The sequence below is a fragment of the Streptomyces sp. NBC_00239 genome, from assembly GCF_036194065.1.
GTDB lineage: Bacteria > Actinomycetota > Actinomycetes > Streptomycetales > Streptomycetaceae > Streptomyces.
In genome coordinates, this window is record NZ_CP108095.1 from 1,006,057 (window position 1) to 1,030,294 (window position 24,238).

Sequence of the window (24,238 nt, forward strand, 5' to 3'; positions counted from 1 at the left end):
AGGCGTCACCACCATGCCGTTCCCCGTGGCACCCGGCCCTCGCCGGCTCCGCAAGGCCGCCGCCCCGCCGCCCGGCCCCCCGGAGTCCGCAGCCCCCGAGTCCGCAGCCCCCGAGTCCGCGGCCCCTGCCGGAAGATCCCGCTCCGGCGGACCGCGCCCCGGCGGCGAGTCCGGGCCCAGCCCGCACCGCTCCGTCTTCCGTCCCGACATCGAAGGCCTGCGCGCGGTCGCGGTGCTGGCCGTCCTCGCCTTCCACGCCGGGATCCCCGCAGCGACGGGCGGATTCGTCGGCGTCGACATCTTCTTCGTCATCTCCGGCTACCTGATCACCGGCCTGCTGGTGCGGGAGGCCATCACCACCGGCCGGATCCGGCTCGGCGACTTCTTCTCCCGCCGGGCCCGGCGGCTGCTGCCCTCCGCCGCCGTGGTGCTCGCCGTGGTCGCGGTGGCCGGCGCCTGGCTGACCGTACCGCTGCGCCGCGCCGACCTGGAGCACGACGTCGTCGCGGCCGCCCTGTCCTTCGCCAACTGGCGCTTCGTCGGACAGCAGACCGACTACCTCGCGGCCGGGCACGCCCAGAGCCCGCTCCTGCACTTCTGGTCCCTCGCCGTCGAGGAGCAGTTCTACCTGGCCTGGGGCCCGCTGCTCGCGGTGATCGTGCTCTTCGCCGCCGGGGCGGTCCGGCGCGGCCGGGCCGTACGCGCCGCCGTGGCGCTCGTCGCCGCCCCCGTGGCCCTCGCGTCGTTCGCCCTGGCCCTGTACTGGACGGACCGGTCCGTATCCCTCGCGTACCTCGGAACGCCGTCGCGGGTCTGGCAGTTCGGCGTCGGCGCGCTGCTCGCCCTGCTGCCGTGGCACCTGATGCGCGGGCCGCGGCCGCTGCGGCTGGTGTGCGGCTGGTCCGGCGCCGCGGCGATCGCCTGGTGCGTGCTCGCATACGACGCCTCGACCCCGTACCCGGGATGCGCGGCGCTCGTGCCGACCCTCGGCGCGGCCGCCGTCATCCTCGCCGCGATACCGGGCCGGGGCGAGCGGAACGCGCAGGGCGCGTACGGCGTCGGACGGCTCCTGGCGGGCCGGGCACCCCGCGCGATCGGCCGGCTCTCCTACAACCTGTACCTGTGGCACTGGCCGGTGCTCGTCCTCGCCGAGGCCCGCTTCGGCACGCTCGGCTGGCCCGCGAAGACCGCGCTGACGCTGGCGGCCGTGCTGCCGGCGCTGGCGACCCTGCGCTGGATCGAGCAGCCGCTGCGCCGCAGCCGCACCGTCTCCGAACTCCCGCGGCGCGGGCTGTCGGTGGGGATCTCGGCGATCGTGCTGCCCATCGTCCTCGCCCTGGTGGCGGGGACCACGACGCTCAACCTGCTCGGCCCGGCGGCCCCCGTGGACGTCAAGGGGCTGCCGCCGGGCGCCGCCACGGGCCCCGCGCTGCTCGCCCGGACGCCCGGCGCCGCGCTCCCGGCCGGCCCGGTCGTGCCGGCCCCGCTCCAGGCGCGCAAGGACTTCCCGCCGGACGGGCCCTGCGAGGTCGCGCCGGCCGTGACCAGCAGTCCGGCCTGCCTGTTCGGGGCGGTGGACAGTCCCGACCGGATCGTGCTGCTGGGCGACTCACACGCCGGGCAGTGGTTCTCCCCGGTGCTGGCGCTGGCGGCCCGCCGGGGCTGGGCGCTCCAGGAACTCGTCAAGCAGGGCTGCCCGCTGCCGCAACTGGCGGTGCACAACCCGCAGCTCGGCCGCGGCTACCGGGAGTGCGACACCTGGCGCGCGGACGCCCTGGAGCGGCTGCGGCAGGGCCCGAAGCCCCGCCTCATCGTGATCGCCTCGCTCAACCGCTACACCGCCGACCCCGGGCGGCTGGCCGCGGGCTGGGAGAAGACGCTGAAGCCGCTGCGGGCGCTGGGGGCGCCGATCGTCTACATCGAGGACACGCCCGTACCCGGTACGGACATCCCGGCGTGCGTGTCGGGCAGCCCCGACTCCCCCGAGGACTGCGCGTTCGACCGGGCGGACGCCCGGCAGCCGGATCCGCTGGCCCGGCGGATCGCCGCCGGGGCCCTGCCCGGCGTGCGGAGCGTCAGCGTGAACCCCGTGCTGTGCCCGGGCGACGGCCCGACCTGCCCGGCCGTGGTGGACCGGATCCTGCTCTACCGGGACGACGCCCACCTCACCAACGCGGCGGCCGTCGTGCTGGCGCCGCGGCTGGAGCGGCTGCTGACGGAGGCGGCCGGACTGCCGGCCCCGGACACGGCGGGCACCGGCGGCGCGCCCGGCGGGCGGGACGCCGACGGTTCCGACGGTGCGGGCGCCACACCCGGGGCGGACGGATGGACCCGGCTGTTGCGCGACGACTTCGACGGCCCGGCGGGCCGTCCCCCGTCCGCGGCCCGCTGGATCCACGACGTCGGCACCTGCTACCCGGGCTGCCCGGCGCCGCAGTGGGGCACCGGCGAGATCGAGACCATGACCGACTCGACGGAGAACGTCCGCCTCGACGGCGAGGGAGCCCTGGAGATCGTCCCCACCCGCAAGAACGGCAGGTGGAGTTCGGGACGCATCGAGACCAGGCGCTCCGACTTCGCGCCGCCGCCCGGCGGCGTGCTGCGGATCGAGGCGTCGATCGCGCTGCCGGACGTGACGGGGGCGAAGGCGGCGGGCTACTGGCCGGCGTTCTGGACCCTGGGCGCACCGCTGCGCGACGGGTACACGGGCTGGCCGGGCGTCGGCGAGATCGACGTCATGGAGTCCGTCAACGGCCGGGACACCGTCTTCGGCTCGATGCACTGCGGCGTCCTCGACGGCGGTCCGTGCCGGGAGCCGGTGGGCCTGACCTCGGGCCCTCAGCCGTGCGCCGGCTGCCGTACGGGCTTCCACACGTACGCGGTCGAAGTCGACCGCGCGCCCGGCGCGGAGGAGGTCCGCTGGTACCGGGACGGCCGCCTCTCCCACCGGGTGAGCGCCGACCGGATGGACCGCGCGACCTGGCTGCGGGCGGTGGACCACGGGCTGTTCCTGATCCTCAACGTGGCCATCGGCGGGGGCCTCCCGCAGGCCGACGGCGGGACCCCGGGGCCGGCCACCGAACCGGGCCACGCCATGCGGGTCGACCACGTCACCGTCTCGACCCGGGAGGGCGCGGCCCGGTAGTGGCGGGCGGGTGGTCACGGCCCGGTAGTGGCGGGCAGTGGTCACGGCCCGGCAGGAGCGGGCAGTGGTCACGGCCCGGCAGGAGCGGGCGGTGGTCACGGCCCGGCCGTCACGGCCACGGCCGGCCGGTCACCTCACGCGCAGGCGTCCGCGCCGGCCTGGGGCGTGCCGGTGCGGATCCGGGGCAGGCCGAAGGCCGCCATCTGCTTCTCCTCGTAGGAGAGGAAGCCGAGGCTGCGGTAGAACGCGGCGTTCTGCCTGCCCTCCGGGGTCGACTCGTGGTCCGTGGACAACAGGAAGAAGCGGCAGTGCACGTACCGCTCCTTGAGGCGCTCCATGAGCGCCCGGCCCACGCCCTGCCGGTGGAACTTCGGGTTGACCAGCAGGTCCTGGACGTAGCAGATGCTCTCGTCGTCGGAGACCGTCCGGGCGAGCCCGAGCAGGTCCCCCGAGTCGTCGCGGGCGGTCAGGACCAGGTGCGAGTTCGCCAGGCCGCGGCACAGCTTGTCGACGTCGCTGGTGTAGCCCACCCACTCCACGGAGTCGTAGAGCTCGAACATCTCGGCCGGGTCGAACACGGTCTCTTCCGCGATGCGCACTGGTCCCCCATCCCTCGGCCCCGGGCCCGGTCGGCCCGGGGCACCGGCGTCGGCTTCCCCCGCATCCTCCATTGATCTTCCCGGGTGGATCAAGTGCGGGCCGGTGGGCTCCGGCCGGCTCCGGCCCGGCGGTCACTTCCCGACGACGCCGTCGGTGAGTTCGCGCGCGATGTCGAGGTGGCCGGCGTGCCGCGCGTACTCCTGGAGCACGTGGAAGAGGATCCACCCGAGCGTCGGGGCCGGCTCGGCACCGGTGCCGTCATCGGCGCCGGCGGGGAAGCGGCCTCCGGTGGCGGCCGGTGTCGCCAGGTCCAGGCCGGCGCAGACGGCGCGGGTCTGCTCGCCGCCGGCGTGCAGGGCCGCGGTCAGGTCGGTCGCCGTGTCGTCCGGGCCCGTGTGCCAGCGCCCGGTGGCGTCCGCGTCGCCGAACGGTTCCGGCACGGGCTCGCCGAGGAAGCCCCAGCGCAGCCAGCGCCGTTCCATGTGGACGAGGTGCTTGAGGAGTTCGAGCGGAGTCCAGCCGGACGGCAGCCGGCTGGTCCGCAGGTCCTCCTCGGACATGCCCGCGATCTTGGCGGTGACGGCCGAGCGCAGGAAGTCCAGGTAGCCGAGCAGCAGCTCACCCGGGTCGGACAGCTGACGGCTCGGTTCGGAAACGGTGGGTCTCATGAGGCAGGAGTCTGGCATCCACGCGGTGTGGTGCCGGCTCCCCGGGGCCCCTCACGGGCGGGGGGACAGCTCCGCCATGGCGTTCCAGCCCTGGCCCGGCACCTCCACGTGGATGATCTCGGGGGTCGTGGCGATGGCCCCGGCCATCGCCTCCATGGCGGTCTTGAAGTGCTCGGACGCCACGTGGACCTCGCCCGCCGCGGAGTCCGTGAAGGCCTCCAGCAGGGTGTAGCTGTGGGGGTCGTCGACGCTGCGCGACCAGTCGTAGAAGAGGTTGCCCGGCTCGTTGCGGGTGGCCCGGGTGAAGTCGTCCACGAGGGCGAGCCAGTTGTCGCTGTGCTCGGGGCGGACCTGGAACCGTACGGCGATGAAGATCATGGGGTTCAGGGTGGCGGGCCCGCCGCGCCGGCGCACGTCCGGCACGCCCCGATTCCGGCACCGCCGGAAAACGCGGCGCCGCGCGACGCTCACAGGAGGCCGGCGGCCGCCTCGGTGACAGCCGCGCGGACGGCCGAGCGGCGGTGCCGGAAGTCGGCGGTCGGCAGGGACACCGACAGGGCGTGCACCGAACCGTCCCCGCGGGGTTCGGGCAGGGCCACGGCGAGGCACGTGTAGGCGGGATCGGCCTCGCCCACGGAGACCGCGAACCCCTGGTCCCGTACCCGGCCCAGCTCCGCCTCCAGCAGCTCGGCGCTGGTGATCGTACGGTCGGTGAAACGGGCCATCCCGTGGTCGGCCAGGTAGCGGCGGCGGACCGGGCGGGGCAGTGCGGCGAGCAGCGCCTTGCCGTGGGCGGTGGCGTGGGCGCGGGCCTCCAGGCCGGGGGTGAAGGGGTTCGCGGTGTCCGTCACGGGCGCGGTGGTGTCCACGACCGTGATACGGCCGTCCCGGTAGGCGGTGTAGTACGCCTCGGCGCCGGTGGCCCGCCGGAGCCGGGGCAGCAGCTCGGCGATGCCGGGGGCGGGTTGCAGGTGCCGCTGGAAGCCGCGGTGGAGTCCGGCGATCCGCGGGCCGGGCGCGTACCCCTGCGGGGTGCGGACGAGGTGGCCGCGCGCCGTGAGCGGGGCGAGCAGGTGGTACACGGTCGACAGCGAACAGCCGGCCCGGCGCGCCAGGGCCTTGGCGCTGACCGGGCCGGGTGCGTCGGCCACGGCGTCGAGCACGGCGAGGGCGCGGTCGACGGACTGCGGACCGGTGAGCGGCATGACGGGGTTCCCCGGGGTTCGAAGGCAACAACCCCCGAGGCTACCGGCCCGCCCGCCACGCCCCACCTGGCCGGTGCCCTGCGGGCGCAGCCCCGCCGGCGCCCCGGGGCGCAACCTCCAGCCTCGCCGGCCGGCAGGCTCAACCCCCTCGCGCAGCCATCCCCAGCCCCACTGGCATACGCAGCACGACGCCCTGCCGGGCAACCTCCAGCCCCGCCGGCGCCCCGGGGAGCAACCTCCAGCCTCGCCGGCGCCCCGGGGCGCAACATCCAGCCTCGCCGGCGTTTGAGGCGCGGGGTTTGGGGCGGAGCCCCAACGCGCAACCCGGCTCAGCCGGGCACCGGGCTCCGCCCGGACCCGCGCCTCGAACGCCGGCGAGGCTGGAAGTGGCCGCCCAGGCAGGGGGCTGCCGCCCGGGCAGTCGACGGGGCTGCAGGGTGCGCCACGGTCGGCCGGCGGGGCCGGGCCGCTCCGGTCAGGGCCGGCCGTCGCCGTGGTCGCGGGCCGGATCGGCGGGTCCCGTGTCGGCGCCGCCGACCGCGGCGTGCCGGCGGCCGAGGAGTTCGGCGAGCCCACGCCGGGTGGCCGCGATGACGACCCGGTCATCCGGCTTGAGCACGTCATCGGGGCGCAGCACCCACCGCAGCTCGGCCGCGCTCCGGGCGGCCCCCTCGCCGCGGCCGAGGTCGGCGCGCCGCTCGCCGGGCGCGGAGGGGTCGAGGGCGACCACCCGCCAGGCGCCGGGGTGGAAGCACTCGCGGACGGTACGCCCCTCCAGCATCGGGTGGCCGGCCACTTCGAAGCCGACGAAGAGCAGCACGCGCCGCTCCACCGGGATGGCGCCGAGGATCTGTCGCCCCAGCATGGCCCCGGCGAAGGCGGGCGCGGCCATGAAGGTGACGCTGCGGCTGCGGGTGAGGGCCGCCGGGTGCGCGGCGCGCAGCGTGCGGTACACGGCGGTGGCGAAGTCGTCGTCGTACAGCCGCAGGACGGCCCGGATGTCGCTCTTCCCGGCGCGGGCGTAGAGGGCCGCCTCCAGGTTGGTGGTGTCGGAGCTGGTCAGCGCGAGCAGCGAGTGGGCGCGGTGTACACGGGCGGCCTCCAGGACGCCTTCCTCGGTGACGTCGCCCATGACGACCGGCACCCGCAGGTTGCGGGCGAGGGCGAGGCCGCGGGCCTCCGGGTCGCTTTCCACGCACACGACGGGGATGTCGAGTTCGCTGAGCCGGGCCAGCACCCGGGTGCCGATCTTGCCGAGGCCGAGCAGCACCACGTGGCCGGACAGGCCGCGGGGCGGGCGCCGCTGCGCGGTGGCCGTGCGGAAGGCCCCGAGCGCTTCGAACGCGGCCGCGACCAGGACCGGCAGCAGGAGCAGGCCGAGCAGTCCGGCCAGCAGCTGGAGCACCTTGCGCTGGGTGGAGTCGCCGATCGCGGGGTCGTTGATGGCGAAGGTGTCGAGGAGGATCAGGTAGGCGGCGTGCAGCGGGTGGTCGCCGGTGGTGAGCCAGGACGCCACGGCGAGGGCGGCGACCGCGCCGGTGAGCGCGCACAGGGCCCAGCGCAGCCGGCGTGAGAACAGCGAGGCCACCGGCAGCAGGGCCGTGCTCAGCCGCGGTCCACCGGGGGTAGCCGGCGCCAGCGGGGTGACCGCTTCCAGGGCGACGATCCCACGGCCTGCGGCGGCGGCCACCGCCCGGTCGTCGGGCAGGAGTTGCGGCCCGCCGTCCGCACTTGCCTCCGAACCCTCCGACCCGGCGGGGTCGTTGGCGGTCGCGGAGAGCAACGCCAGCGTGCACAGCCCCGGGTCGGCGACCCGGCCGGGTTCGGCCGGGGTGCGCTCCACGGCGCGCAGCAGCAGCCCTTCGGCCTGGATGACCTTGCTGGTGCCGGCGACGGCACTGGCCGCGAGGGCGGGCGCCGCGGTGTCCGCGTCGGAGAGCACCGTGGTCACGGAGTCGAGGTCGCGCAGGTCGAGCCCGGGTTCGGCGACGATCGCCGCCTGGTCGAGGAGGGATTCCAGGTGCTGGCCCAGTTTCCGGTTGTAGAGCCGGATGACCAGGCGCAGCCGCGGGTTGAGGCGGCGGGCGAGCAGTGCGGCGCGCAGGTTGGTCTCGTCGTCCTCGTAGACGAGCGCGAGGGCGGCCGCGTCGGCCACTCCGGCGCCGGCCAGTACGGCGTCGTCGGGCTCGGCGGCCTCGATGATGCGCAGGTCGGGTACGGCGGCCCGGTCGGCGGTGGCTGCGCGGGCCCGGGTCATGGGGTTGCGGCCCAGCAGACCGCGGCCGATGCCGGTTCCGGGGCGGTCGGGCCGCCCGACCTGCGGTGGCCGCGGGATCCCTTCGGCGGGCATGACGAGCGTGACCCGCTCCTCGTACACGTACCGCAGTTCCGCGGCGAGCCGGCGGGCCAGTCCGTCGTCACCGCACACGATCATCCGGCCTGCGGGGCCGTCCGGTGGAAACTGCGAGGGTATCGGGGGCACCACCCCAGGATGCCGTACCGCTCGGACAGCCCGGCGCGGCGGCCGCGGTGCGCGGCCCATGCGGGTGCCGCGGCCTCAGAGCACCAGCCGGAGGTCGACGAACGGGACGGTGTCGCCGGGCAGTACGTACCGTTCGACCTCGGTGAATCCGCGGGCGGCGGCGAAGCGCAGGCCGTCCTCGTTGGAGGCGAGCACGCACGTCTCGATGACGGTGGCGCCGAGCGCGCGGGCGTGGGCGAGGGCGTGCGCGTACAGCTCGTTGCCGAGGCCCTGCCCGCGGTGCACGGGGAGGATCCGGGCGATGACCGTGGCCGCGGCGGATGCGTCGGCGGGCGGCCGGACCGTGGCACAGCCGACGAGTTCGCCGTCCCGGTACATCACGTCGAGCCGGTTGCGGCCGGCCCGCTCCCGTACGTCGTCGAGCGACAGCGGTGCGGTGGGGATGACCGTGTTGTGCGCGAACTGCCAGTCCCGCAGCGCGGCCTCGCTGTCGGCCTGCTCGATGCGTAGATCAGTCATCGCAGCAGGAAACCCTCCGGCGGTGGCGGACGTCAACCGGAAACCCGGCGGCGGGCCGGGTCAGCGGTCGACGGGGAGGCCGCGCGGCTCCTTGATCCGCTTCATGATGATCTGCGAGTTGACCTCGGTCACCCCGGTGAGGGTCGTCAGCCGCTCGATCCACAGGCGTTCGTACGCGGCGAGGTCGGCGACCGCGATGCGCAGGAGGCAGCCGGGGCTGCCGAACAGCCGGTAGGCCTCGATGACATCGGGGATGTCCTGGAGGGCCGCTTCGAACGCCTCGACCGTCTCGCGGTCGCGGCGGACCTCGATCGACACCAGCACCTCGAAGCCGCGGCCCACGGCCTCGGGGTCGACGACGGCCCGGTAGCCCTGGATCACCCCGTCCAGTTCGAGCTGCCGCACCCGCCGCATGCACGGGGAGGCGCTGAGGCCGACGCGCTGCGCGAGTTCCTGGTTGCTCAGCCTGCCGTCGTTCTGCAGCTCGCGCAGGATGTGGAGATCGATTCTGTCCATGCCCCCATGATGCGGGGCGCGGCGCGCGGGAGACGGGGGCGCGGCGGGGCCCGGCCACTCGATCCGGTGAGGATGCCGCCGTGGGCGCGGGACGACCGGACCCGAACCGCCTTTAGGCTGCCCGGCCATGAGGATCGCGCTGCCCCTGCTCACCGGGACCGCGGCGGCAGCCGTCGGTTTCCTGACCCTGCCGGCCGTGGCGCCCGCGGCCTGCGTGTCCGGTGAGGCCGAGACCCGGCAACGGAGTTCGGTGGACTCGGGCGAGGTCCGCTGGACCGAGCGCACGGCGTACGACGACGCCCGCAGATGGGCAACCGGCCGGTGGCAGTACCGGGGTGCGCGGATCGGGATCCTCGCGGACACCGCGGGCACGGTCAACGACATGGAGTGGCGGGACTACGACCGGGCCGACGGCCACGGCGGCTACCACCACTTCCGGGGCGGGGTCGCGGAGACCGACTACATCTACCTCAACAAGAGTTACCTGAAGGCGGGTTCGGCGCTCGGGAGCCCCGACAAGCGGCGGGCCGTGGCGACGCACGAGCTCGGCCACGCGGTACCGGTGAGCGGCCCGGCCGGCGGTCAGCCGCCGGCGGATGGCCAGTCCGTGGACGGGCGGTCCCGCGTAGACGGACGGTCGGCCCGCCGGGCGGACGGTCAGCCCGTAGACGGACTTTCAGTCCGCCGGGCGGACGGTGCGCGGGCCCGCGCAGCGGGCGCCGTGGGCGCGGACCCGGTCGCGCAGGGCGCGGTCCGCCGTGACCACGACGCAGTCGCGGTCCGCGTACCGGGCGGCCAGTTCCACGATCAGGTCGTCGCCCTCGCCCGGCGCGGCCTCCACGCGCACCCCGGGGACGGACTCGACCCCGCGGGCCGCGCCCTCGACCACGAGGATGATCTCCTCGTCGGCCCGGCGCTCCGCCAGCCGGTCGCGCAGCCGCTCGGCGGCGCCGTGGCGGTCCCGCCACCAGCCGTCCGGGACCGACCCGACGACATTCGCACCGTCCACGATCAGCACGGTCACTGCGCCACCTCGGTCCCGCTCTCCGCCGTCAAGGCCCACACCGGGCCGTCGGCCGACCCGGGCACCACCCAGCATGCCATCCGGCGCGACGGGCGCGACGCCGTGACCGGCAACCTCCGGCCTGGCCGATGCGGGGGCGCGACATCCAGCCTCGCCGGCGTTGCAGGCGCCAAATCCAGCCTCGCCGGCGTTTGAGGCGTGGGCCCAGGCAGGGCCCACCTCAGCCTTGCCGGTGCCCAGGGGCGCAATTCCCAGCCTCGCCGGCGTTTGAGGCGCGGGGTTTGGGGCGGAGCCCCAACGACCAACCCGGCTCCGCCGGGCACCGGGCTCCGCCCGGACCCGCGCCTCAAACGCCGGAGGGGCTGAGGGGTGCGCGGGGTTAGTACTGCAACCGCAGCTGGGGGATCTGGCCTCGGCGTTTGTAGTGGGATCGGCGGGGCCCGATCGCGGGGCTCCGACCTGCCAAAACGATGCGCGATGCGGGCATGGAACCCGGCTATCCCCCTCGAACCACGACTCGACCTGCTCAACCGTCAGCTCATCGGCACACAGATACACCAACGAGCCCCACACCACATCCATCACGCAGATGTGGTTGCAGGATTAGGCTGACCGGATGACAGCTGATCGCACAGCAGCCAAGTACCGCCGCATCCTCGCCCTGGCCGGCGCGGCCGGGATCGCCCTTGCCGGGAGCGCCTGTTCCTCGTCCGGGAGTTCCGGCGGGGCCGCCTCAGGCGGTGAGAGGCTGTCCTACGACCGGGTCGCCTCGACGGCGAAGCAGCTGACGGGTACGTCGGCCTGCCCGTTCGGCCTCGACCCGGCGGCGGCGCTGAAGGCGGCCGGTGCCGAACGGACCGTCACCCCGGCGGCGTCCGGCGGCCACCCCGCGGCTCAGGGGACCGTCGACCCGGGCCGGCCGGCTGAGGCCTGGCCCAGCGGGCAGCCCACGCCGCCGTTTGGGCTCCCCTCCAACCCCGCCGTCCCGCCGCACGCGTCCGTCGTCTGCAACTTCACGGCTTCGGACGCCCCGGTGGAGATCGACCTCTTGGCCGCGTCCGAGGGCGGGGTGGCGGTGAACCTGGCGCTGCCGCAGATCGCCCGCCTCGGCACCCTCCGCACCGCCGAGGTGATGGCGTTCTCCAAGGACAGGCCCGGGATCGGCCAGACCAAGGTCACCCCGGGCCGGGGCACGGTCGCCGTCGCCCGGGTGGCGGTGGCGGGCAAGGGCGACTTGGCGCTCTTCGTCTCCCAGGGATGGCCCGTCACCAAGGCGGACCCGGCCCTGGCCGGCGAGTCGCTCAGGAAGGTCGCCGAGGCACTCGCGGCCCAGCTGCGGCCGTAGGCGGCGCCCGCAGGCGACCCGCCGCGCACTGCTCGCCGCCCGACCGGAGCGAGCCGGTGCGGTATCCGGGAGGGCCGAACCGGAGGTCGTCAGGGCCCGCGGCCGGGGCCGCCTCGGATCCCCGGGTGGCTCCGAAACCGGAGGTCGTCAGGGCCCGCGGCCGGGGCCGCCTCGGATCCCCGGGTGGCTCCGAACGAGTACCGCGACTCGACCTGCTCAACCGTCAGCTCATCGGCACACAGGTACACCAACGAGCCCCACACCACATCCGTCATGCAGATGCGGCTGCAGTATTAGCCAGGATCCGCCCGGAAACGCCTCACGCGTCGGAGGGGCTGGAGGGTGCGACGGGGTCACCGGGCTCCGACCGGTCCCGCGCCTCAAACGCCGGCGAGGCCGGCGTTGCCCCCAGAGCCCCGGCGAAGCTGAAGGGGTCGCCACGGGCAGCCGACAAGGCTGGCCCGGTCAGCCGGCAAAGCTGGGTGTTGCCCCCAGGGCACCGGCGAGGCCAGGGGTCTCCTCCCTGCGGCCGGCCGAAGGCCGGGGGCGGGGCATCGCCGGGGTCAGGCGATTCGGCGGGCGCCTGGGGCAGGGGCGGCGGGGAGGACGCCGGGCTGGCGGTGCCCGGCAGCGGCGAAGGCCGCGTGGACCGCGGCGGCGACCGGATCCGCGGCAGCGGCCGGTACGAGGACGATCACCGAGCCCCCGAACCCCCCGCCGGTCATCCGCGCCCCCAGCGCCCCGGCCGCCAGCGCGGTGTCCACCACCAGGTCCGCCTCCGGGCACGAGACCCGGTAGTCGTCGCGGAGCGAGGCGTGGCCCGCGGTGAGGACCGGGCCGAGGGCTCCGACCCGCCCGGCCTCCAGGTGGCCGACGGCCTCGGCGACCCGCTCGTCCTCGGTGACCACGTGGCGCACCAGCGGTACGAGTTCGGGCGGCAGCTCCGCAAGCGCCGAGGCCAGTTCGTGCGCCGCGAGGTCTCGGAGGGCGGTCAGGCCGAGGAGCGCCGCGGCCTGCTCGCATCCGGCACGCAGGGCCGCGTACGCGCCGTCGCCGAGGTCGTGGGTGACGCGGGTGTCGACGACGAGGAGGGCCAGACCCCGCCCCTCGGGGTCGAAGGGCACCTGTCGCCGGGCGAGCGTACGGCTGTCGAGGTGCAGGGCGGCGCCTTCCGTGCAGCAGACGGAGGCCATCTGGTCCATGATCCCGCACGGCACGCCCGCGAAGGCGTTCTCCGCGCGCTGCGCGATCCGGGCCAGTTCGGGGCCGGGCAGGCCCAGCCCGTACAGCTCGTCGTAGGCGAGGGCCACGGCGCATTCGAGGGCGGCGGACGAGGACAGGCCGGCACCGGCGGGTACGTCGCTGTCGAAGTGGAGGTCTGCGCCGCCGACGTGGTGGCCGGCCTCGCGCAGCGCCCAGACCACGCCTGCCGGGTAGCGCGCCCAGTCCATGCCCGTGCCGGAGGCCAGGTCGGCCACGGCGAGGTCGGTGACCCGGCCGTCGCCGCGGGTGCTGTGCAGGCGCAGCCGGCCGTCCGCGCGGCGGCGGGCGGCCACCCGGGTGGTGTGCGGCAGCGCCATCGGGAGGGCGAACCCGTCGTTGTAGTCGGTGTGTTCGCCGATGAGGTTGATCCGTCCGGGGGCCGCCCAGACACCGGCCGGCGGGTCACCGAACACCTGCCGGAAGGCGCCGGCCTCGGCCTCGCCGGTCACGCGGCGGCCTCCCGCAGCCGCTGGGCGGCCGTCTCGGGGCTCACGTCGTTGATGAAGGCCTCGGTGCCGGACTCGGTGCCGGCGAGGAACTTCAGCTTGTCGGCGGTCCGGCGGACCGTGAACAGCTCCAGGTGCAGGGCGAGTTCGTCGCCGCCGGTGCGGGGGGCCTGGTGCCAGGCGGAGATGTACGGGGTGGGCGCGGTCTGGACGGCGCTGCCGGGTTCCGGGAAGAGGCGGTCGAACCGGCGCAGCAGGTCGAGGTAGATGCCGGGGAACTCGGCGCGTTCGGCTTCGGTGAGGTGGGTCAGGTCGGGGACCCGGCGGTGCGGGTAGAGGTGCACCTCGTACGGCCACCTCGCGGCGTACGGGACGAACGCGGTCCAGTGGTCGCCGGCGGTCACGATCCGTGCGGGGGTGGCGCGCGCTTCGGCGAGCAGGTCCTCGAAGAGGTTGCGTCCGGTGGCGTCGCGGTGTGCGGCCGCGGCGGCGGTCATCTTGGCGGTGCGCGGGGTGGCGAAGGGGAAGCCGTAGATCTGGCCGTGCGGGTGGCTGAGCGTGACGCCGATCTCGGCGCCGCGGTTCTCGAAGCAGTACACCTGGGCCACGGCCGGCAGGGTGGCGAGGTGGGCGGTGCGGTCGGTCCAGGCGTCGAGGACGAGGCGGGCGCGTTGCGGGGTGAGGCCGGCGAATCCGGTGTCGTGTTCGGGGGTGAAGCAGACCACCTCGCAGCGGCCGACGTCGCCGGACAGGGAGGGGAAGCGGTTCTCGAAGACGGCGACCTCGTAGTCGGCGGCCGGGATCTCGCTCGGCCTGCCGTCGCGGGAGGGGCACAGGGGGCAGGCGTCGGCCGGCGGGTGGTAGGTGCGGGTCTGCCGGTGGGAGGCGATGGTGATCCAGTCGCCGGTGGCGGGGTCGCGGCGCAGCTCCGGGCTGCTGTGCACGGGATCGAGCGGGCGCAGGTCGGGGGCGTCGTCGCGGACGGCGCGCTCGTCGGCGTCGTAGTAGATCAGTTCACGACCGTCGGCGAGTTTCGTGATGGTCTTCTTCACCCACCAAGAATAAACAGAACTCGATAAGATTCAACAGAAGTCATCGTGTTATCTTGCGACTCCCATCCCATGTCAGGAGTGATCCAGTGGCCGAGCACGCGGCGCAACTCGCCCACCAGCGGCGGGCCCTGATCCTGGCGGCGGTGCGCCGCGAGGGCGCGGTCCGGGTCGCGGAGCTCGTCGAGCAGCTCGGCGTCTCGGACATGACCGTCCGCCGCGACCTCGACGCGCTGGCACGCCGCGGCGTGGTGGAGAAGGTGTACGGCGGGGCCGTCGCCACCGGTGCGGCGACCGGCGAAGAGCCCGGTTTTGAAGCCAAGTCGGATCTGGAGGGCGCCGCCAAGGCGGCCATCGCCGACGCGGCGGCGGCCCTGGTGGAGCCGGGCAGCGTCGTGGCGGTCTCGGCCGGCACCACCGCGCACGCGGTCGCCGCCCGGCTGCTCGCCGTACCGCGCCTGACGCTGGTCACGAACTCGCTGCCGGTGGCGGACCTGGTGCGGGCCGCGGGACGCGAGCAGGGGAGCGAAGCGCCGACCCTGCTGCTGACCGGCGGCTCACCCACCCCGTCGGCCGCCCTGGTGGGCCCGCTCGCCGACCTGGTGATCGGGTCGCTCCACGTGGACCTGCTGTTCCTCGGGGCGCACGGGGTCTCGGAGCGGGCCGGCCTGACCACCCCCAACCTGGCGGAGGCGCAGACCAACCGGGCCCTGGTGGCCTCGGCCCGCCGGGTGGTGGTCGTCGCCGACCACAGCAAGTGGGGCGTGGTCGGGCTCAGCGGCTTCGCCGGCCTCGACAGGGTCGACACCTTCGTGACGGACGACGGGCTGCCCGCTCAGGCCCGCGCCGTGCTCGCGGACGCCGTCGGTGAGCTCGTCGTCGCGCCCGCGGACCCGGCCCAGCGCGCCGACGGCACCGCCGCCACCCACGGCTGAGGTGCCCGGGATGTTCGGTCCTGTTTGATCAGGAGCGGGTGGCTGCGGTGGCTACGGCGCCGGGGCCGGACCCGACGAGGCCCGGATGACCAGCTCCGGGTCGAAGAGCAGCTCGCCGTTGGGCACCTCGCGGTTGCTGACGAGCGCCAGCACGCTGCGGCCGACCTCCAGCGCCAGCCGGTCGGCGGGCTGCCGCACGGTGGTCAGCGGCGGGTCCGTGAACTCGGTGATGGCCGAACCGTCGTAGCCCACCACCGACACGTCCCCGGGCACCGCCCGGCCCTGTCGGCGGATCCCGCGGATCGCGCCGAGCGCCATGTAGTCGCTGGCCGCCACGATGGCGGTGGCCCCGAGGGCGAGGAGCGGCGCCACCGCGGCCTGCCCGCCCTCCACGGTGTAGGACTGTCGGATCACCCAGTGCTCGGCGCCCTCGACGCCCCACTTGGCCATCGCGTCGAGGAATCCCCGCACCCGCCGGTCGGCGGGCTGGTTCCCGGCCGGCCCGGAGACCATGCCGATCCGCCGGTGGCCCAGCCGCTGGAGGTGGTCGACGGCGAGTTCGGCGGCGAGCCGGTCGTCGGTGGAGAACACCGGGACCGGCACGCCGTCCGCGAACTCGCCGTTGATGCCGACGTACGGCACGCGGCGCTGGCGGAGCAGCTCGTACGTCTCGGTGTCGGCGCCCTCGATCGTGTTGGACGCGGACAGGAAGACGACGGCCGCGATGCCCTTGTCGACGAGGGCGGTGAGGAAGTCCCGCTCCTGCACGCCGCCGGGGAAGGCGGGGCACAGCACCGTCTTCAGGCCGTGCGGGGCGAGCGCCGACTCGATCCGCTCGGCGACGTCCGCGAAGAACGGGTTGGAGACGAACTCGGTGACGACCGCGACCAGTTGGCCTTGGGTCTGGCGCTCGTAGCCGAGCTCGGCCATGGCCTGCTCGACGGCTTCGCGGGTCCTCTTCGACACGCCCTGGCGCCGGTTGATGACCCGGCTGACGGTCGCCTCGCTGACCTGCGCGCGGGCTGCGACGTCGGTGATGCCGACCTTCATCGCGGTCCTTCCGTGATCGTGAGCGACGCCAGACCGCCGCGGGGGACGTCCAGCGAGTGGGGTCCCTCCGGCAGGAACTTCAGCTGATCCTCCATGATACGGCCGTCGGGCCCGTGGACCACTCCCCGCACCCAGGCTCCCGCGCCCCGCACCTCCACCATCACGCGGTCCCGGTCGGAGCCGTTGACCAGGTGGAAGCCGCGGTACGCCGGCACGTCGAGCGGCACCACCCGGTCGCCGTGGACGCTGAACAGGCACTCCCCGTCCGCCGTGGCGCGCACCAGCGGGTACAGCTCGTCCGGGCGGCCGGGCTCGGTCTCGCCGTCGAGGAGCAGCGTGCGGTGCCGGCGCCACTGCCGCAGCCAGAAGGAGACGACCTCACGGTGCGCGGCGGGCATCCGGTCCAGGCGTACGGAGATCTGCGGCACGGCGTGCAGGGCGCCGATCAGCTGCCGGGCCACGGCCTCGGCGGGCGCCTGCGGCGACCACAGCAACATGTCGGAGTGGACCGCTCCGCCGGTGGCGAGCAGGGCGGTGTCGAGGGTGCGGACCCGGTTGGCGGTGGCGTCCGCCGGGCAGTCGAAGGACCGCAGCATGTTCCCGAAGGGGGCCATCCCCGGGCCGGCGTACGGCTGGCGCAGTTCCAGCAGCAGGTCGGGGCGGATCGCGGTCAGGGCGTCGCGCAGGTCGGCGAGGAGTACGGTCATGGCCCGGCCGACGTCGGCGCCGCCGTCGCCCGCGTACACCATCGCCTGGTCCACGAAGTCGACTTTGAGCCCGTCGAGTCCGTGGTCGCGGACCAGGTCGACGCACAACGCGACGATGTGGGCGCGCACTTCGGGGTGGCGCGGATCGAGGACGTGCGCGCCGGGCACCGTGGACGGGGAGGGCGCGTACGGGGCCCAGCGGGCGTGGCAGTCGGCGCCGTGGCCGAGCAGCAGCGGGGCCACCCAGGCCACGTACCGCAGGCCGTGGGCCTGTACGCGGGCCACGTGCGCGGCGAAGTCGGGGAACTTGGCGGGGTCGGGGCGCCAGTCTCCGACGCCCGCGTAGCCGCGGCCGCTGCCCTGCTCCTGCCAGCCGTCGTCGAGGAGGAGCACCCCGCAGCCGAGTTCGGCTGCGGGCCCGGCCTGGGCCTCGACGCCCTGCGCGGTGACGTCCTGGTTGAAGGCGTACCAGGTGGAATAGGCGGGGGTGCGGGCCGCTTCGGGCACCGGCATGGGGGGCAGCGCGGCGGTGAACCAGGCGCGCAGCGCCCGGAGCGCGGCGGCCGTGGAGGGGGCCCGCGGAACGATCAGCAGGCGGTGCGGGCCGCCGTCGGTGGCCGGCAGGTGCAGGTGCACGACGTGGGTGTCGTTCTCCTCCGAGACGCCGAAGCGGAGGGTGGTCTCGGGAACCGGGTCGGCGGCGGCGAAGGTGAGCAGGGTGGCGCCGCCGTGGTCGTAGAGGCAGCCGGCGGCGTGTCCGTGGACGAGCGAGACGTGGGCCCGGCCCTCCCAGTCGGCGAGGAGGGTGCGCTGCCAGCCGCCCTGCGGGTGCCAGTAGCCGGCGGCGTCGCCGAGCGGCACCGAGAAGCGGACCTCGACGGGCGCGCCGGCGGAGTACACCTCCAGGATCCGTACCCCGTCGGCCGCCGGGCCGAGCGTCCAGGTCGGCGCGGCGGCCGCGCCCCGTGTTTCGTCCCGGTGGCCGGCTCCGTCCGGGGAGGTGTCGAGTACGGCGATGGACACGTCGTCGAGCAGCGGCCGGTGGGCGGCCGGGGCGAGCCAGGCCGTGGTGACGGCCTCCTCGATGGTGGCGGATGCCGTCGAGGCCGTCCCCGTGGCGGCGGTGGTGGCGGTGGGTCCGCCGGTGTGGTTCTGCACGGTCACTCCTTCACGGCGCCGGCGAGCAGGCCGGAGACGAAGTGGCGCTGCAGCGCCATGAACACGATGGCCATCGGCAGGGCGGCGACGGAGGTGCCGGCGAGGATCGCGCCGTAGTCCGTGTCGTCGAGGCCCTGCAGGGAGGAGAGGGCGACCGGGATGGTGTACGAGGCGCTGTCGCGCAGGACGATCAGCGGCCAGACGAAGTCGTTCCACTGGTAGAGGAAGAGGAAGATGGCCAGCGCGGCGAGGGCGGGCCGCATGGTGGGCACGACGACCTTCCAGAACAGCCGCAGTTCGCCGCAGCCGTCCATCCGGCCGGAGTCGAGGAGTTCGTCGGGGATCGCCGACATCGACTGGCGCATCAGGAAGATGCCGAACGGCAGTGCCAGGTTGGGCATGATCACGGCCTGGTACGTGTCGAGCCACTGCAGCTCGGCCATCAGCTTGAACAGCGGGACCAGGGTGACCTGGCCGGGGATGACGAGGCCGAGCATCAGCAGGCCGAACATGGCATCGCGGCCGCGGAAGCGGAACTTGGCGAATCCGTATCCGGCGAGGGTGCACACCGCCCCCGCGCACACGGTGTAAATGGTGGCGATGTAAAGGGAGTTGAGGAGTACCCGGCCGAACTGGGCGGTTTCCTGGAGGGTGGTGAGGTTGTCGAGGAGCCGGCCGCCGGGCAGCAGCGGGGGCGGGCTGTCGAAGATCTCCGCCGAGCTGTGCGTGGAGGCGATGACGAGCCAGTAGAAGGGGATGGCGACGGCGGCGAGCGCGATGGCCAGTCCCGAGGTCAGCAGGATGCCGTTGCCGCGCGTACGGGTGGTCATGACCGGTCTCCCAGGACGCGGAACTGGATGATGCCGAGGATCGCGATGAGCACGGCGAGGAAGTAGGCGATCGCGGAGGCGTAGCCGAAGTCGTAGTACTTGAAGGCGTTCTGGTAGAGGTACACGCCGATGGTGAGGGTGGCGTTGTCCGGGCCGCCGCCGGTGAGGACGTACGGCTCGTCGAAGAGCTGCAGGGTGCCGATGGTGGACAGCACGGTGGTGAGCAGCAGCGCCGGGCGCAGGCCGGGCAGGGTGACGTGGCGGAAGGACGCCCAGGCGCCGGCTCCGTCCACGGCGGCGGCGTCGTACAGCTCGGCGGGGACGGCCTGGAGGCGGGCGAGCAGGATCACGGCGTTGTAGCCGGTGTAGTGCCAGGTCAGGGCGATGCCGAGGGAGATCCGCGCCCACAGGCCGTCGGTCAGCCAGGACACCGGGTCCACTCCGACCAGTCCCAGCAGCCAGTTGACGAGGCCGAAGTCCTTGTTGAGCAGGACGGAGAAGACGATCCCGTAGGCGACCAGGCCGGTGACCATCGGCAGGAAGAAGCCGAGGCGGAAGAGCGTAGGGGCGCGCAGCGCGGCCGAGTTGAGGGCGACGGCGAGTGCGGTGGCGAGGGCCAGCATCACCGGGACCTGCACGACGAGGACGACCGCGGTGTTGCGCAGGGCGGTCCACAGCAGCGGATCGTCCAGCAGCCGCCGGTAGTTGTCGGCGCCGGCGTAGGTGTCCACGCCGTTGACCGTGCGGTGCAGGCTCAGGACGAAGGACCAGACGATGGGGTAGAGCTTGAACGCGGCGAACAGCAGCAGGGCGGGCAGCACGAACAGGTACGGGGCGGGCCGCCGGCGGCGTCGGGGGCGGGCGGGCGCCCGGGACGCGCGGACGCGGGGTGCGTCCGGCGTGTCCCGGGATCCGGTGCCGGCGAGTGCCGTGGTCATCGGGCGGCCTTGCGGCCGGTCTGACTGGCCAGCTGCGCGGCGGCGTCCTTGAGGACCGTCGCCGGGTCGGCGCCCTTGAGCAGCACCTTGGACTGGGCGTCGGTGACGAGCTTGAGGGCGCGGGCGTAGTCCGAGGTGTAGTTGACGGCGGGAGAGGGCGCCTTGAGGGCGGCGAGGAAGATCTCGCCCTTCTTCTGCCCGCCGAAGAACGGCGAGGCCTCGTGGAAGACCGCGTCGTCGTACGCCTTCATCAGGGCGGGGGCGATGCCCTTGCTCCGGTAGATGCGGACCTGGGAGGCGGGGCGGGTCAGGACGAACTCGACGAAGGACCAGGCCGCGGCGCGGTGCTTGCTGGTGCCGGCGACGGCGAGGTGGGTGGAGTTGACGGTGGCGGAGGTGGCGCCGCCGCGGCGCACGGCCGGGGGAAGGCGGACCTTCCACTTGCCGGAGTCGCCGGGCACCTGCTCCTCGATGACGCCGCCGAACCAGGTGGGCAGCGGATGGACGGCCACCGTGCCCTTCTTGAGCGAGGTCATCAGGGAGTTCCAGCCGCCGGAGAGGTCGTTGACCAGGCCCGCGTCGTTCATGGTCTTGATGAGGGTCATGGCCCGGACGGCTTCCGGGGAGTCGAGGGTGATCGCACCGTCGAGGTCGAAGTAGAAGGTGCCCTGGAGCTGGAGCAGCATCTGGAAGAAGTTGGCGGCGTCGGGCTGGGAGGCGGGCTTGTCGATGCCGATCAGGTAGGTGCCGGTCTTCGCCTTGATGCGCTTGCCGGCCTCGATGGCGTCGTCCCAGGTCTGGAGCGCGTCGGCGTCCACCCCGGCCTTCTCGAAGATGTCGGAGCGGTAGTAGAAGCCGGCCGAATTGGCCTCCCAGGGCAGGGCGTTGACCCGCTTGCCGTCGGGGGAGACGGTCCCCCACAGCCCGGGGGCGAAGGCGTCCCGGTACGTGAGGGCGCCGAGCTTGCCGAGGTCGGCGAGGGCGCCGGGGAAGTGCTCCACGTAGCCGGGGAGGTAGTCGACGCCGATGTGCATGACGTCGGCGAGGCCCTGGCCGCCGGCCGCCATCCCGGCGGTGATCTTGTCCCAGATCGCCGGGTTGCCGATGTCTTCGACCTTGACCTGGATGTCCGGGTACTTCTTGTTGAACTCCGGTATCAGCGCCTTGAGTTCGGCTGCCGGACCCTGCCAGGACCAGACGGTGATCGCACCCTTGTCCGGAGCTCCCGCCTCCCCGGAGGATCCGCCGGCGCCGCTGCCCGAGCAGCCCGTCAGGCCGGCCAGGCCGGCCGCGGCGGCGGCCGCGCCGCCGATCTGCAGCGCTCTTCGTCGATCCATGTCCATGGCTGACACCCCTGCTCGCACCGTTGCGGAAGCTGACTGGCCGGGACTCTACCCACGGGTTCCGAGGACTTACAAGAGTCGGATGAAAACTTTCAGTTCGATAGTGCAAGGATTTCTGACGCATCCATTGCAAGCCTTACGGAGCGGTTGCTAGCGTGCCGCGCGCCAGGTCGGCCGCCCCAACCGCCGGCCCATCCCCGATCCGGGAGAACCCGATGACGCGTTCCCGTGTTTCACTGCTGTCCGCCATCGCCCTGCTCGTCCCGCTGGCGCCGCTCGTCCTCGGCGGGTCCGCGGCCGCCAGCCCGGCGGCCGGCCCTGCCGCGCAGGCGGCGTCCGCGGCGCCGCACCCCGCACCCGCCGCACCCGCCCCGCTCCCCCTGGCCAACCCCGGCTTCGAACAGGGCGCCACCGGCTGGGAGTTCACCGGCGGTACCGGGATCGCCGGCAACTACCCGCACGGCGGGAGCCGGCTGGCCTACCTGGACGAGGGCCCGGGCCTGAAGGTCGCGCAGACGGTCACCACCACGGGCGCCGGGGCGTACGACCTGTCGGCGTGGATCGCGACGGGCGGCCCCGGCGGCGCCTTCACCGCCCGCGTGAACGGCTCGGTCGTCGCCTCCCAGACGCTGCCCAGCGCCTCCAACTACCGCCGCTACACGCTGGGTCGGATACCCCTGGCCGCCGGCGACCGGCTGGAGATCGCCTTCGAGTCGGGCACCGGCTGGGTCAACGCCGACGACCTGATGGTCTCGCCCGCCTCCCCCGCCGACCCCCGGGTCAGCTCCTCGGACCCCAAGATCGTCGAGATGTTCGACTGGTCCCGGCGGAAGGCCAACAGCTGGGTCCAGCTCCCCGGCACGGTAGGCCCGCTCAACGTGGACGAGAACAACACGGGCGGCAGCGGCAGCGCCGCCTACGGCCCCTCGTACTGGGCCGGGTACGCCAACCGCAGCGGCTACTACTCCCGGGACATGGCCCACCAGCTCGCCGGCGCGGGCGTGCTCGGCCTCGGCGCCGAGAACAAGGCCATGCTCCGCTCGTTCGCCGCGTCCGCCACTCCCGAGCACAAGTTCTACCCGGCGTGGGCGCTGAACTTCGACACCCGCACCTACCTGTCGATCGACTACCGCAACCCGTCCCTGTTCGTCCGCGAGGTGCCCGCCACCTTCGAGCTCGTCCAGAAGGCCGCCGAGGCGTACCGCTGGAGCGGCGACCGGGCGTACCTGGACGATCCCGCGCTGTGGGACTTCTACCGGCACGCGACCGACGACTTCGTCCGGCTGCACGACGGCATCAAGGACAACGGGACCGTGCAGGTCGCCGAGGGCACCGGCCGCGGCATCTTCCAGGGCACCGCCAGCTACAACGAGCAGAGCAGCGAGCCGCTCGCCGAGGCCGGCGACGCGATCGCCTCGCAGTACCAGGCGTACCTGGCCATGGCCTCACTGGCCCGCGCCAAGGGCGACGGCACCCTCGCGACGACGTACGCCCGCAAGGCCAGGGACCTAAAGGCGTACTTCAACTCCACGTGGAGCGGCTCCGGTTCGGGCGCCGACATGGTCCGCGGCTACACGACGGACGGGCGGGCGCTGACCGGCTGGGGCCTGGAGAACAGCTGGTTCATGCCGATGAAGCAGATCATCGCCCCCGGCGCGCGCCGCGAGGCCTACCTCGACTACATCGACGAGCAGGCCTCGGGGGCGGGCCGGCCGGCCAACATCGAGGCCGCGACCTACCTCCCCGACACCTTCTTCAAGAACAACCGCGCCGACACCGCGTGGAAGTGGATGACGTACGTGTACGACCACAAGGACATCCAGCACGTGAACACCAAGCAGGGCACCAACGGGGACTACCCCGAGGTCTCCTTCACCCTCCTCGGCCAGACCGTCGAGGGCCTGCTGGGCGTCGCCCCCGACGCCCCCGCCCGGCGCCTGAGCACCCAGTCGCGACTGCCGTCCGGGATGGACTGGCTGGGCATCGACGACCTGCGGATCGGCGGTTCGCGGTTCTCGCTGCGCCACGACGGCGCCACCAAGTCCCGGCTCACGCACACCGCGGGCACCGCACCGTACACCTGGGAGGCCCGCTTCCCCGGCCGGTTCGCGACGCTGACGGTGAACGGCGTGCCGCGGACCGCGCGCACCAAGGTGGTCGACGGCGTGGTCTACACGTACGCGACCACCCGCGTGGCGCCCGGCGCGTCGGTCACCGTCCGAGTTCGCTGACCCGACCCGTCCGGCCGGTCAACGGCGGTCAGTGCTCCACGATTTCGCCGTCCCGCAGCTCCAGGACCCGGTCGGCCAGGCCCAGGAGCTGCGGGTCGTGCGTGGCGACGAGGGCGGTGGTGCCCTCGCTGCGCACCACCGAACGCAGGAGTTCCATCACCGCGAGACCGGTCTGCGCGTCCAGTTGGCCGGTCGGCTCGTCCGCGATCAGCAGGGCCGGCCGGTTGGCGAGGGCCCGCGCGATGGCCACGCGCTGCTGCTGGCCGCCGGACATCTCGTCGGGCCGCTGCTCGGCGTGGTCGCCGAGGCCCACCAGCGCGAGGAGCAGGGCGACCCGCTCCTCGCGCTCGTGCGGGTCGGCCTTGCGCAGCCGCAGCGGCACGCCGACGTTCTCGGCGGCGGTGAGGATGGGGATCAGCCCGAAGGACTGGAAGATGAAGCCGACGCGGTCGCGGCGCAGTTCGAGCAGGCCCTTCTCGCCGAGCCCGGTCAGGTCGGTGCCGTCGATGACGACCCGTCCGCCGTCCGGCGCGTCCAGGCCGCCGACGAGGTTGAGCAGGGTGGTCTTGCCGGATCCGGACCGGCCCTTGAGCGCGACCAGTTCACCGCGCCCGATCTCGAACGAGACCCCGCGCAGGGCGTGCACGGCGGCCGGGCCCGTGCCGTAGGAGCGGCGCAGGTCCGTCACCGTGACCATCGGCCCGGTGTCCGCCCCGCCCAGTACCGCGGTGTCCGCGCGTGCCCCGGTGTACTCCGTCATCACTGCCCCCCGTGCGTCCTCGGT

The 24,238-nt window shown here is 74.0% G+C and carries 20 protein-coding genes; 4 read left to right on the forward strand and 16 right to left on the reverse strand.

Going from position 1 to position 24,238, the window contains the following annotated elements; all coding sequences use genetic code 11:
• The first annotated feature begins 13 nt into the window (after positions 1-13).
• Complete coding sequence (locus tag OG764_RS04510) at positions 14-3,145, forward strand: SGNH hydrolase domain-containing protein (RefSeq protein ID WP_328967066.1); 3,132 nt, start codon at positions 14-16, stop codon at positions 3,143-3,145.
• A 134-nt stretch (positions 3,146-3,279) separates the two neighbouring features.
• On the opposite strand, the gene OG764_RS04515 is transcribed toward OG764_RS04510, so the two are convergent.
• From OG764_RS04515 to OG764_RS04550, 8 genes are all read right to left on the reverse strand, one after another.
• Entirely contained in the window at positions 3,280-3,744 is a 465-nt protein-coding gene (locus tag OG764_RS04515; RefSeq protein ID WP_328967067.1) for a GNAT family N-acetyltransferase, read from the reverse strand.
• A gap of 132 nt (positions 3,745-3,876) precedes the next feature.
• On the reverse strand, positions 3,877-4,413 hold the full coding sequence (locus tag OG764_RS04520; RefSeq protein ID WP_328967068.1) for a DinB family protein: 537 nt from the start codon (positions 4,411-4,413) through the stop codon (positions 3,877-3,879).
• 51 nt (positions 4,414-4,464) lie between these two features.
• Positions 4,465-4,791: a putative quinol monooxygenase gene (locus OG764_RS04525; protein WP_328967069.1), complete on the reverse strand. Its 327-nt coding sequence runs from the start codon at positions 4,789-4,791 to the stop codon at positions 4,465-4,467.
• Between the two features lie 89 nt (positions 4,792-4,880).
• Positions 4,881-5,618: an IclR family transcriptional regulator gene (locus OG764_RS04530; protein WP_328967070.1), complete on the reverse strand. Its 738-nt coding sequence runs from the start codon at positions 5,616-5,618 to the stop codon at positions 4,881-4,883.
• Between the two features lie 475 nt (positions 5,619-6,093).
• Entirely contained in the window at positions 6,094-8,052 is a 1,959-nt protein-coding gene (locus OG764_RS04535; protein ID WP_328972877.1) for a potassium channel family protein, read from the reverse strand.
• Positions 8,053-8,175: 123 nt separating this feature from the next.
• Positions 8,176-8,619, reverse strand: a complete 444-nt coding sequence (locus OG764_RS04540) for a GNAT family N-acetyltransferase (RefSeq protein ID WP_328967071.1) — start codon at positions 8,617-8,619, stop codon at positions 8,176-8,178.
• A 60-nt stretch (positions 8,620-8,679) separates the two neighbouring features.
• Positions 8,680-9,135: an Lrp/AsnC family transcriptional regulator gene (locus tag OG764_RS04545; RefSeq protein WP_328967072.1), complete on the reverse strand. Its 456-nt coding sequence runs from the start codon at positions 9,133-9,135 to the stop codon at positions 8,680-8,682.
• Positions 9,136-9,811: 676 nt separating this feature from the next.
• Positions 9,812-10,159 (reverse strand): NTP pyrophosphohydrolase, encoded by a 348-nt coding sequence (locus OG764_RS04550; protein ID WP_328967073.1) that lies wholly within the window; start codon positions 10,157-10,159, stop codon positions 9,812-9,814.
• A gap of 616 nt (positions 10,160-10,775) precedes the next feature.
• Between OG764_RS04550 and OG764_RS04555 the strand changes: the two genes are divergently transcribed.
• Entirely contained in the window at positions 10,776-11,504 is a 729-nt protein-coding gene (locus tag OG764_RS04555) for a hypothetical protein (RefSeq protein WP_328967074.1), read from the forward strand.
• A gap of 563 nt (positions 11,505-12,067) precedes the next feature.
• Here OG764_RS04555 and galK read toward each other — a convergent pair.
• Together galK and galT are read right to left on the reverse strand one after the other, a co-directional pair.
• Positions 12,068-13,216 (reverse strand): galactokinase, encoded by a 1,149-nt coding sequence (galK, locus tag OG764_RS04560; protein ID WP_328967075.1) that lies wholly within the window; start codon positions 13,214-13,216, stop codon positions 12,068-12,070.
• On the reverse strand, positions 13,213-14,265 hold the full coding sequence (gene galT / locus OG764_RS04565) for a galactose-1-phosphate uridylyltransferase (RefSeq protein ID WP_328967076.1): 1,053 nt from the start codon (positions 14,263-14,265) through the stop codon (positions 13,213-13,215). Before galT ends, galK begins: the two co-directional genes overlap by 4 nt.
• Positions 14,266-14,351: 86 nt before the next feature.
• Here galT and OG764_RS04570 point away from each other — a divergent pair, with 86 nt between their 5' ends.
• Positions 14,352-15,197, forward strand: a complete 846-nt coding sequence (locus OG764_RS04570; RefSeq protein ID WP_328967077.1) for a DeoR/GlpR family DNA-binding transcription regulator — start codon at positions 14,352-14,354, stop codon at positions 15,195-15,197.
• 51 nt (positions 15,198-15,248) lie between these two features.
• Here OG764_RS04570 and OG764_RS04575 read toward each other — a convergent pair whose 3' ends face one another.
• From OG764_RS04575 to OG764_RS04595, 5 genes are read right to left on the reverse strand one after another with little or no spacing between them, the layout of a single operon-like run.
• The gene (locus tag OG764_RS04575; RefSeq protein ID WP_328967078.1) at positions 15,249-16,247 is read right to left on the reverse strand and encodes a LacI family DNA-binding transcriptional regulator; all 999 of its coding nucleotides are present in this window, start codon (positions 16,245-16,247) and stop codon (positions 15,249-15,251) included.
• Entirely contained in the window at positions 16,244-18,112 is a 1,869-nt protein-coding gene (locus tag OG764_RS04580) for a glycoside hydrolase family 36 protein (RefSeq protein WP_328967079.1), read from the reverse strand. The genes OG764_RS04575 and OG764_RS04580 overlap by 4 nt, the downstream gene beginning before the upstream one ends.
• A 2-nt stretch (positions 18,113-18,114) precedes the next feature.
• Positions 18,115-18,942, reverse strand: a complete 828-nt coding sequence (locus OG764_RS04585) for a carbohydrate ABC transporter permease (RefSeq protein WP_328967080.1) — start codon at positions 18,940-18,942, stop codon at positions 18,115-18,117.
• A complete protein-coding gene (locus OG764_RS04590; RefSeq protein ID WP_328967081.1) occupies positions 18,939-19,880 on the reverse strand; it encodes a carbohydrate ABC transporter permease in 942 nt (313 codons plus the stop codon). The genes OG764_RS04585 and OG764_RS04590 overlap by 4 nt, the downstream gene beginning before the upstream one ends.
• Positions 19,877-21,217 carry an ABC transporter substrate-binding protein gene (locus tag OG764_RS04595; protein ID WP_328967082.1) on the reverse strand — a complete coding sequence of 447 codons (1,341 nt, stop codon included), beginning with the start codon at positions 21,215-21,217 and terminating at the stop codon, positions 19,877-19,879. The genes OG764_RS04590 and OG764_RS04595 overlap by 4 nt, the downstream gene beginning before the upstream one ends.
• A gap of 221 nt (positions 21,218-21,438) precedes the next feature.
• Here OG764_RS04595 and OG764_RS04600 point away from each other — a divergent pair, with 221 nt between their 5' ends.
• Entirely contained in the window at positions 21,439-23,454 is a 2,016-nt protein-coding gene (locus tag OG764_RS04600; protein WP_328967083.1) for a hypothetical protein, read from the forward strand.
• A gap of 28 nt (positions 23,455-23,482) precedes the next feature.
• On the opposite strand, the gene OG764_RS04605 is transcribed toward OG764_RS04600, so the two are convergent.
• Positions 23,483-24,214, reverse strand: a complete 732-nt coding sequence (locus tag OG764_RS04605) for an ABC transporter ATP-binding protein (RefSeq protein WP_328967084.1) — start codon at positions 24,212-24,214, stop codon at positions 23,483-23,485.
• Positions 24,215-24,238 lie beyond the last annotated feature (24 nt).

Excerpts from the sequence above, each read along its gene's own strand:
- OG764_RS04510 (WP_328967066.1), top strand. The coding sequence starts at position 14 with ATGCCGTTCCCCGTGGCACCCGGCCCTCGCCGGCTCCGCAAGGCCGCC.
- OG764_RS04520 (WP_328967068.1), bottom strand. The coding sequence starts at position 4,413 with ATGAGACCCACCGTTTCCGAACCGAGCCGTCAGCTGTCCGACCCGGGT.
- OG764_RS04525 (WP_328967069.1), bottom strand. The coding sequence starts at position 4,791 with ATGATCTTCATCGCCGTACGGTTCCAGGTCCGCCCCGAGCACAGCGAC.
- OG764_RS04530 (WP_328967070.1), bottom strand. The coding sequence starts at position 5,618 with ATGCCGCTCACCGGTCCGCAGTCCGTCGACCGCGCCCTCGCCGTGCTC.
- OG764_RS04535 (WP_328972877.1), bottom strand. The coding sequence starts at position 8,052 with ATGATCGTGTGCGGTGACGACGGACTGGCCCGCCGGCTCGCCGCGGAA.
- OG764_RS04540 (WP_328967071.1), bottom strand. The coding sequence starts at position 8,619 with ATGACTGATCTACGCATCGAGCAGGCCGACAGCGAGGCCGCGCTGCGG.
- OG764_RS04545 (WP_328967072.1), bottom strand. The coding sequence starts at position 9,135 with ATGGACAGAATCGATCTCCACATCCTGCGCGAGCTGCAGAACGACGGC.
- OG764_RS04555 (WP_328967074.1), top strand. The coding sequence starts at position 10,776 with ATGACAGCTGATCGCACAGCAGCCAAGTACCGCCGCATCCTCGCCCTG.
- OG764_RS04575 (WP_328967078.1), bottom strand. The coding sequence starts at position 16,247 with ATGAAGGTCGGCATCACCGACGTCGCAGCCCGCGCGCAGGTCAGCGAG.
- OG764_RS04585 (WP_328967080.1), bottom strand. The coding sequence starts at position 18,942 with ATGACCACCCGTACGCGCGGCAACGGCATCCTGCTGACCTCGGGACTG.
- OG764_RS04590 (WP_328967081.1), bottom strand. The coding sequence starts at position 19,880 with ATGACCACGGCACTCGCCGGCACCGGATCCCGGGACACGCCGGACGCA.
- OG764_RS04595 (WP_328967082.1), bottom strand. The coding sequence starts at position 21,217 with ATGGATCGACGAAGAGCGCTGCAGATCGGCGGCGCGGCCGCCGCCGCG.
- OG764_RS04600 (WP_328967083.1), top strand. The coding sequence starts at position 21,439 with ATGACGCGTTCCCGTGTTTCACTGCTGTCCGCCATCGCCCTGCTCGTC.
- OG764_RS04605 (WP_328967084.1), bottom strand. The coding sequence starts at position 24,214 with ATGACGGAGTACACCGGGGCACGCGCGGACACCGCGGTACTGGGCGGG.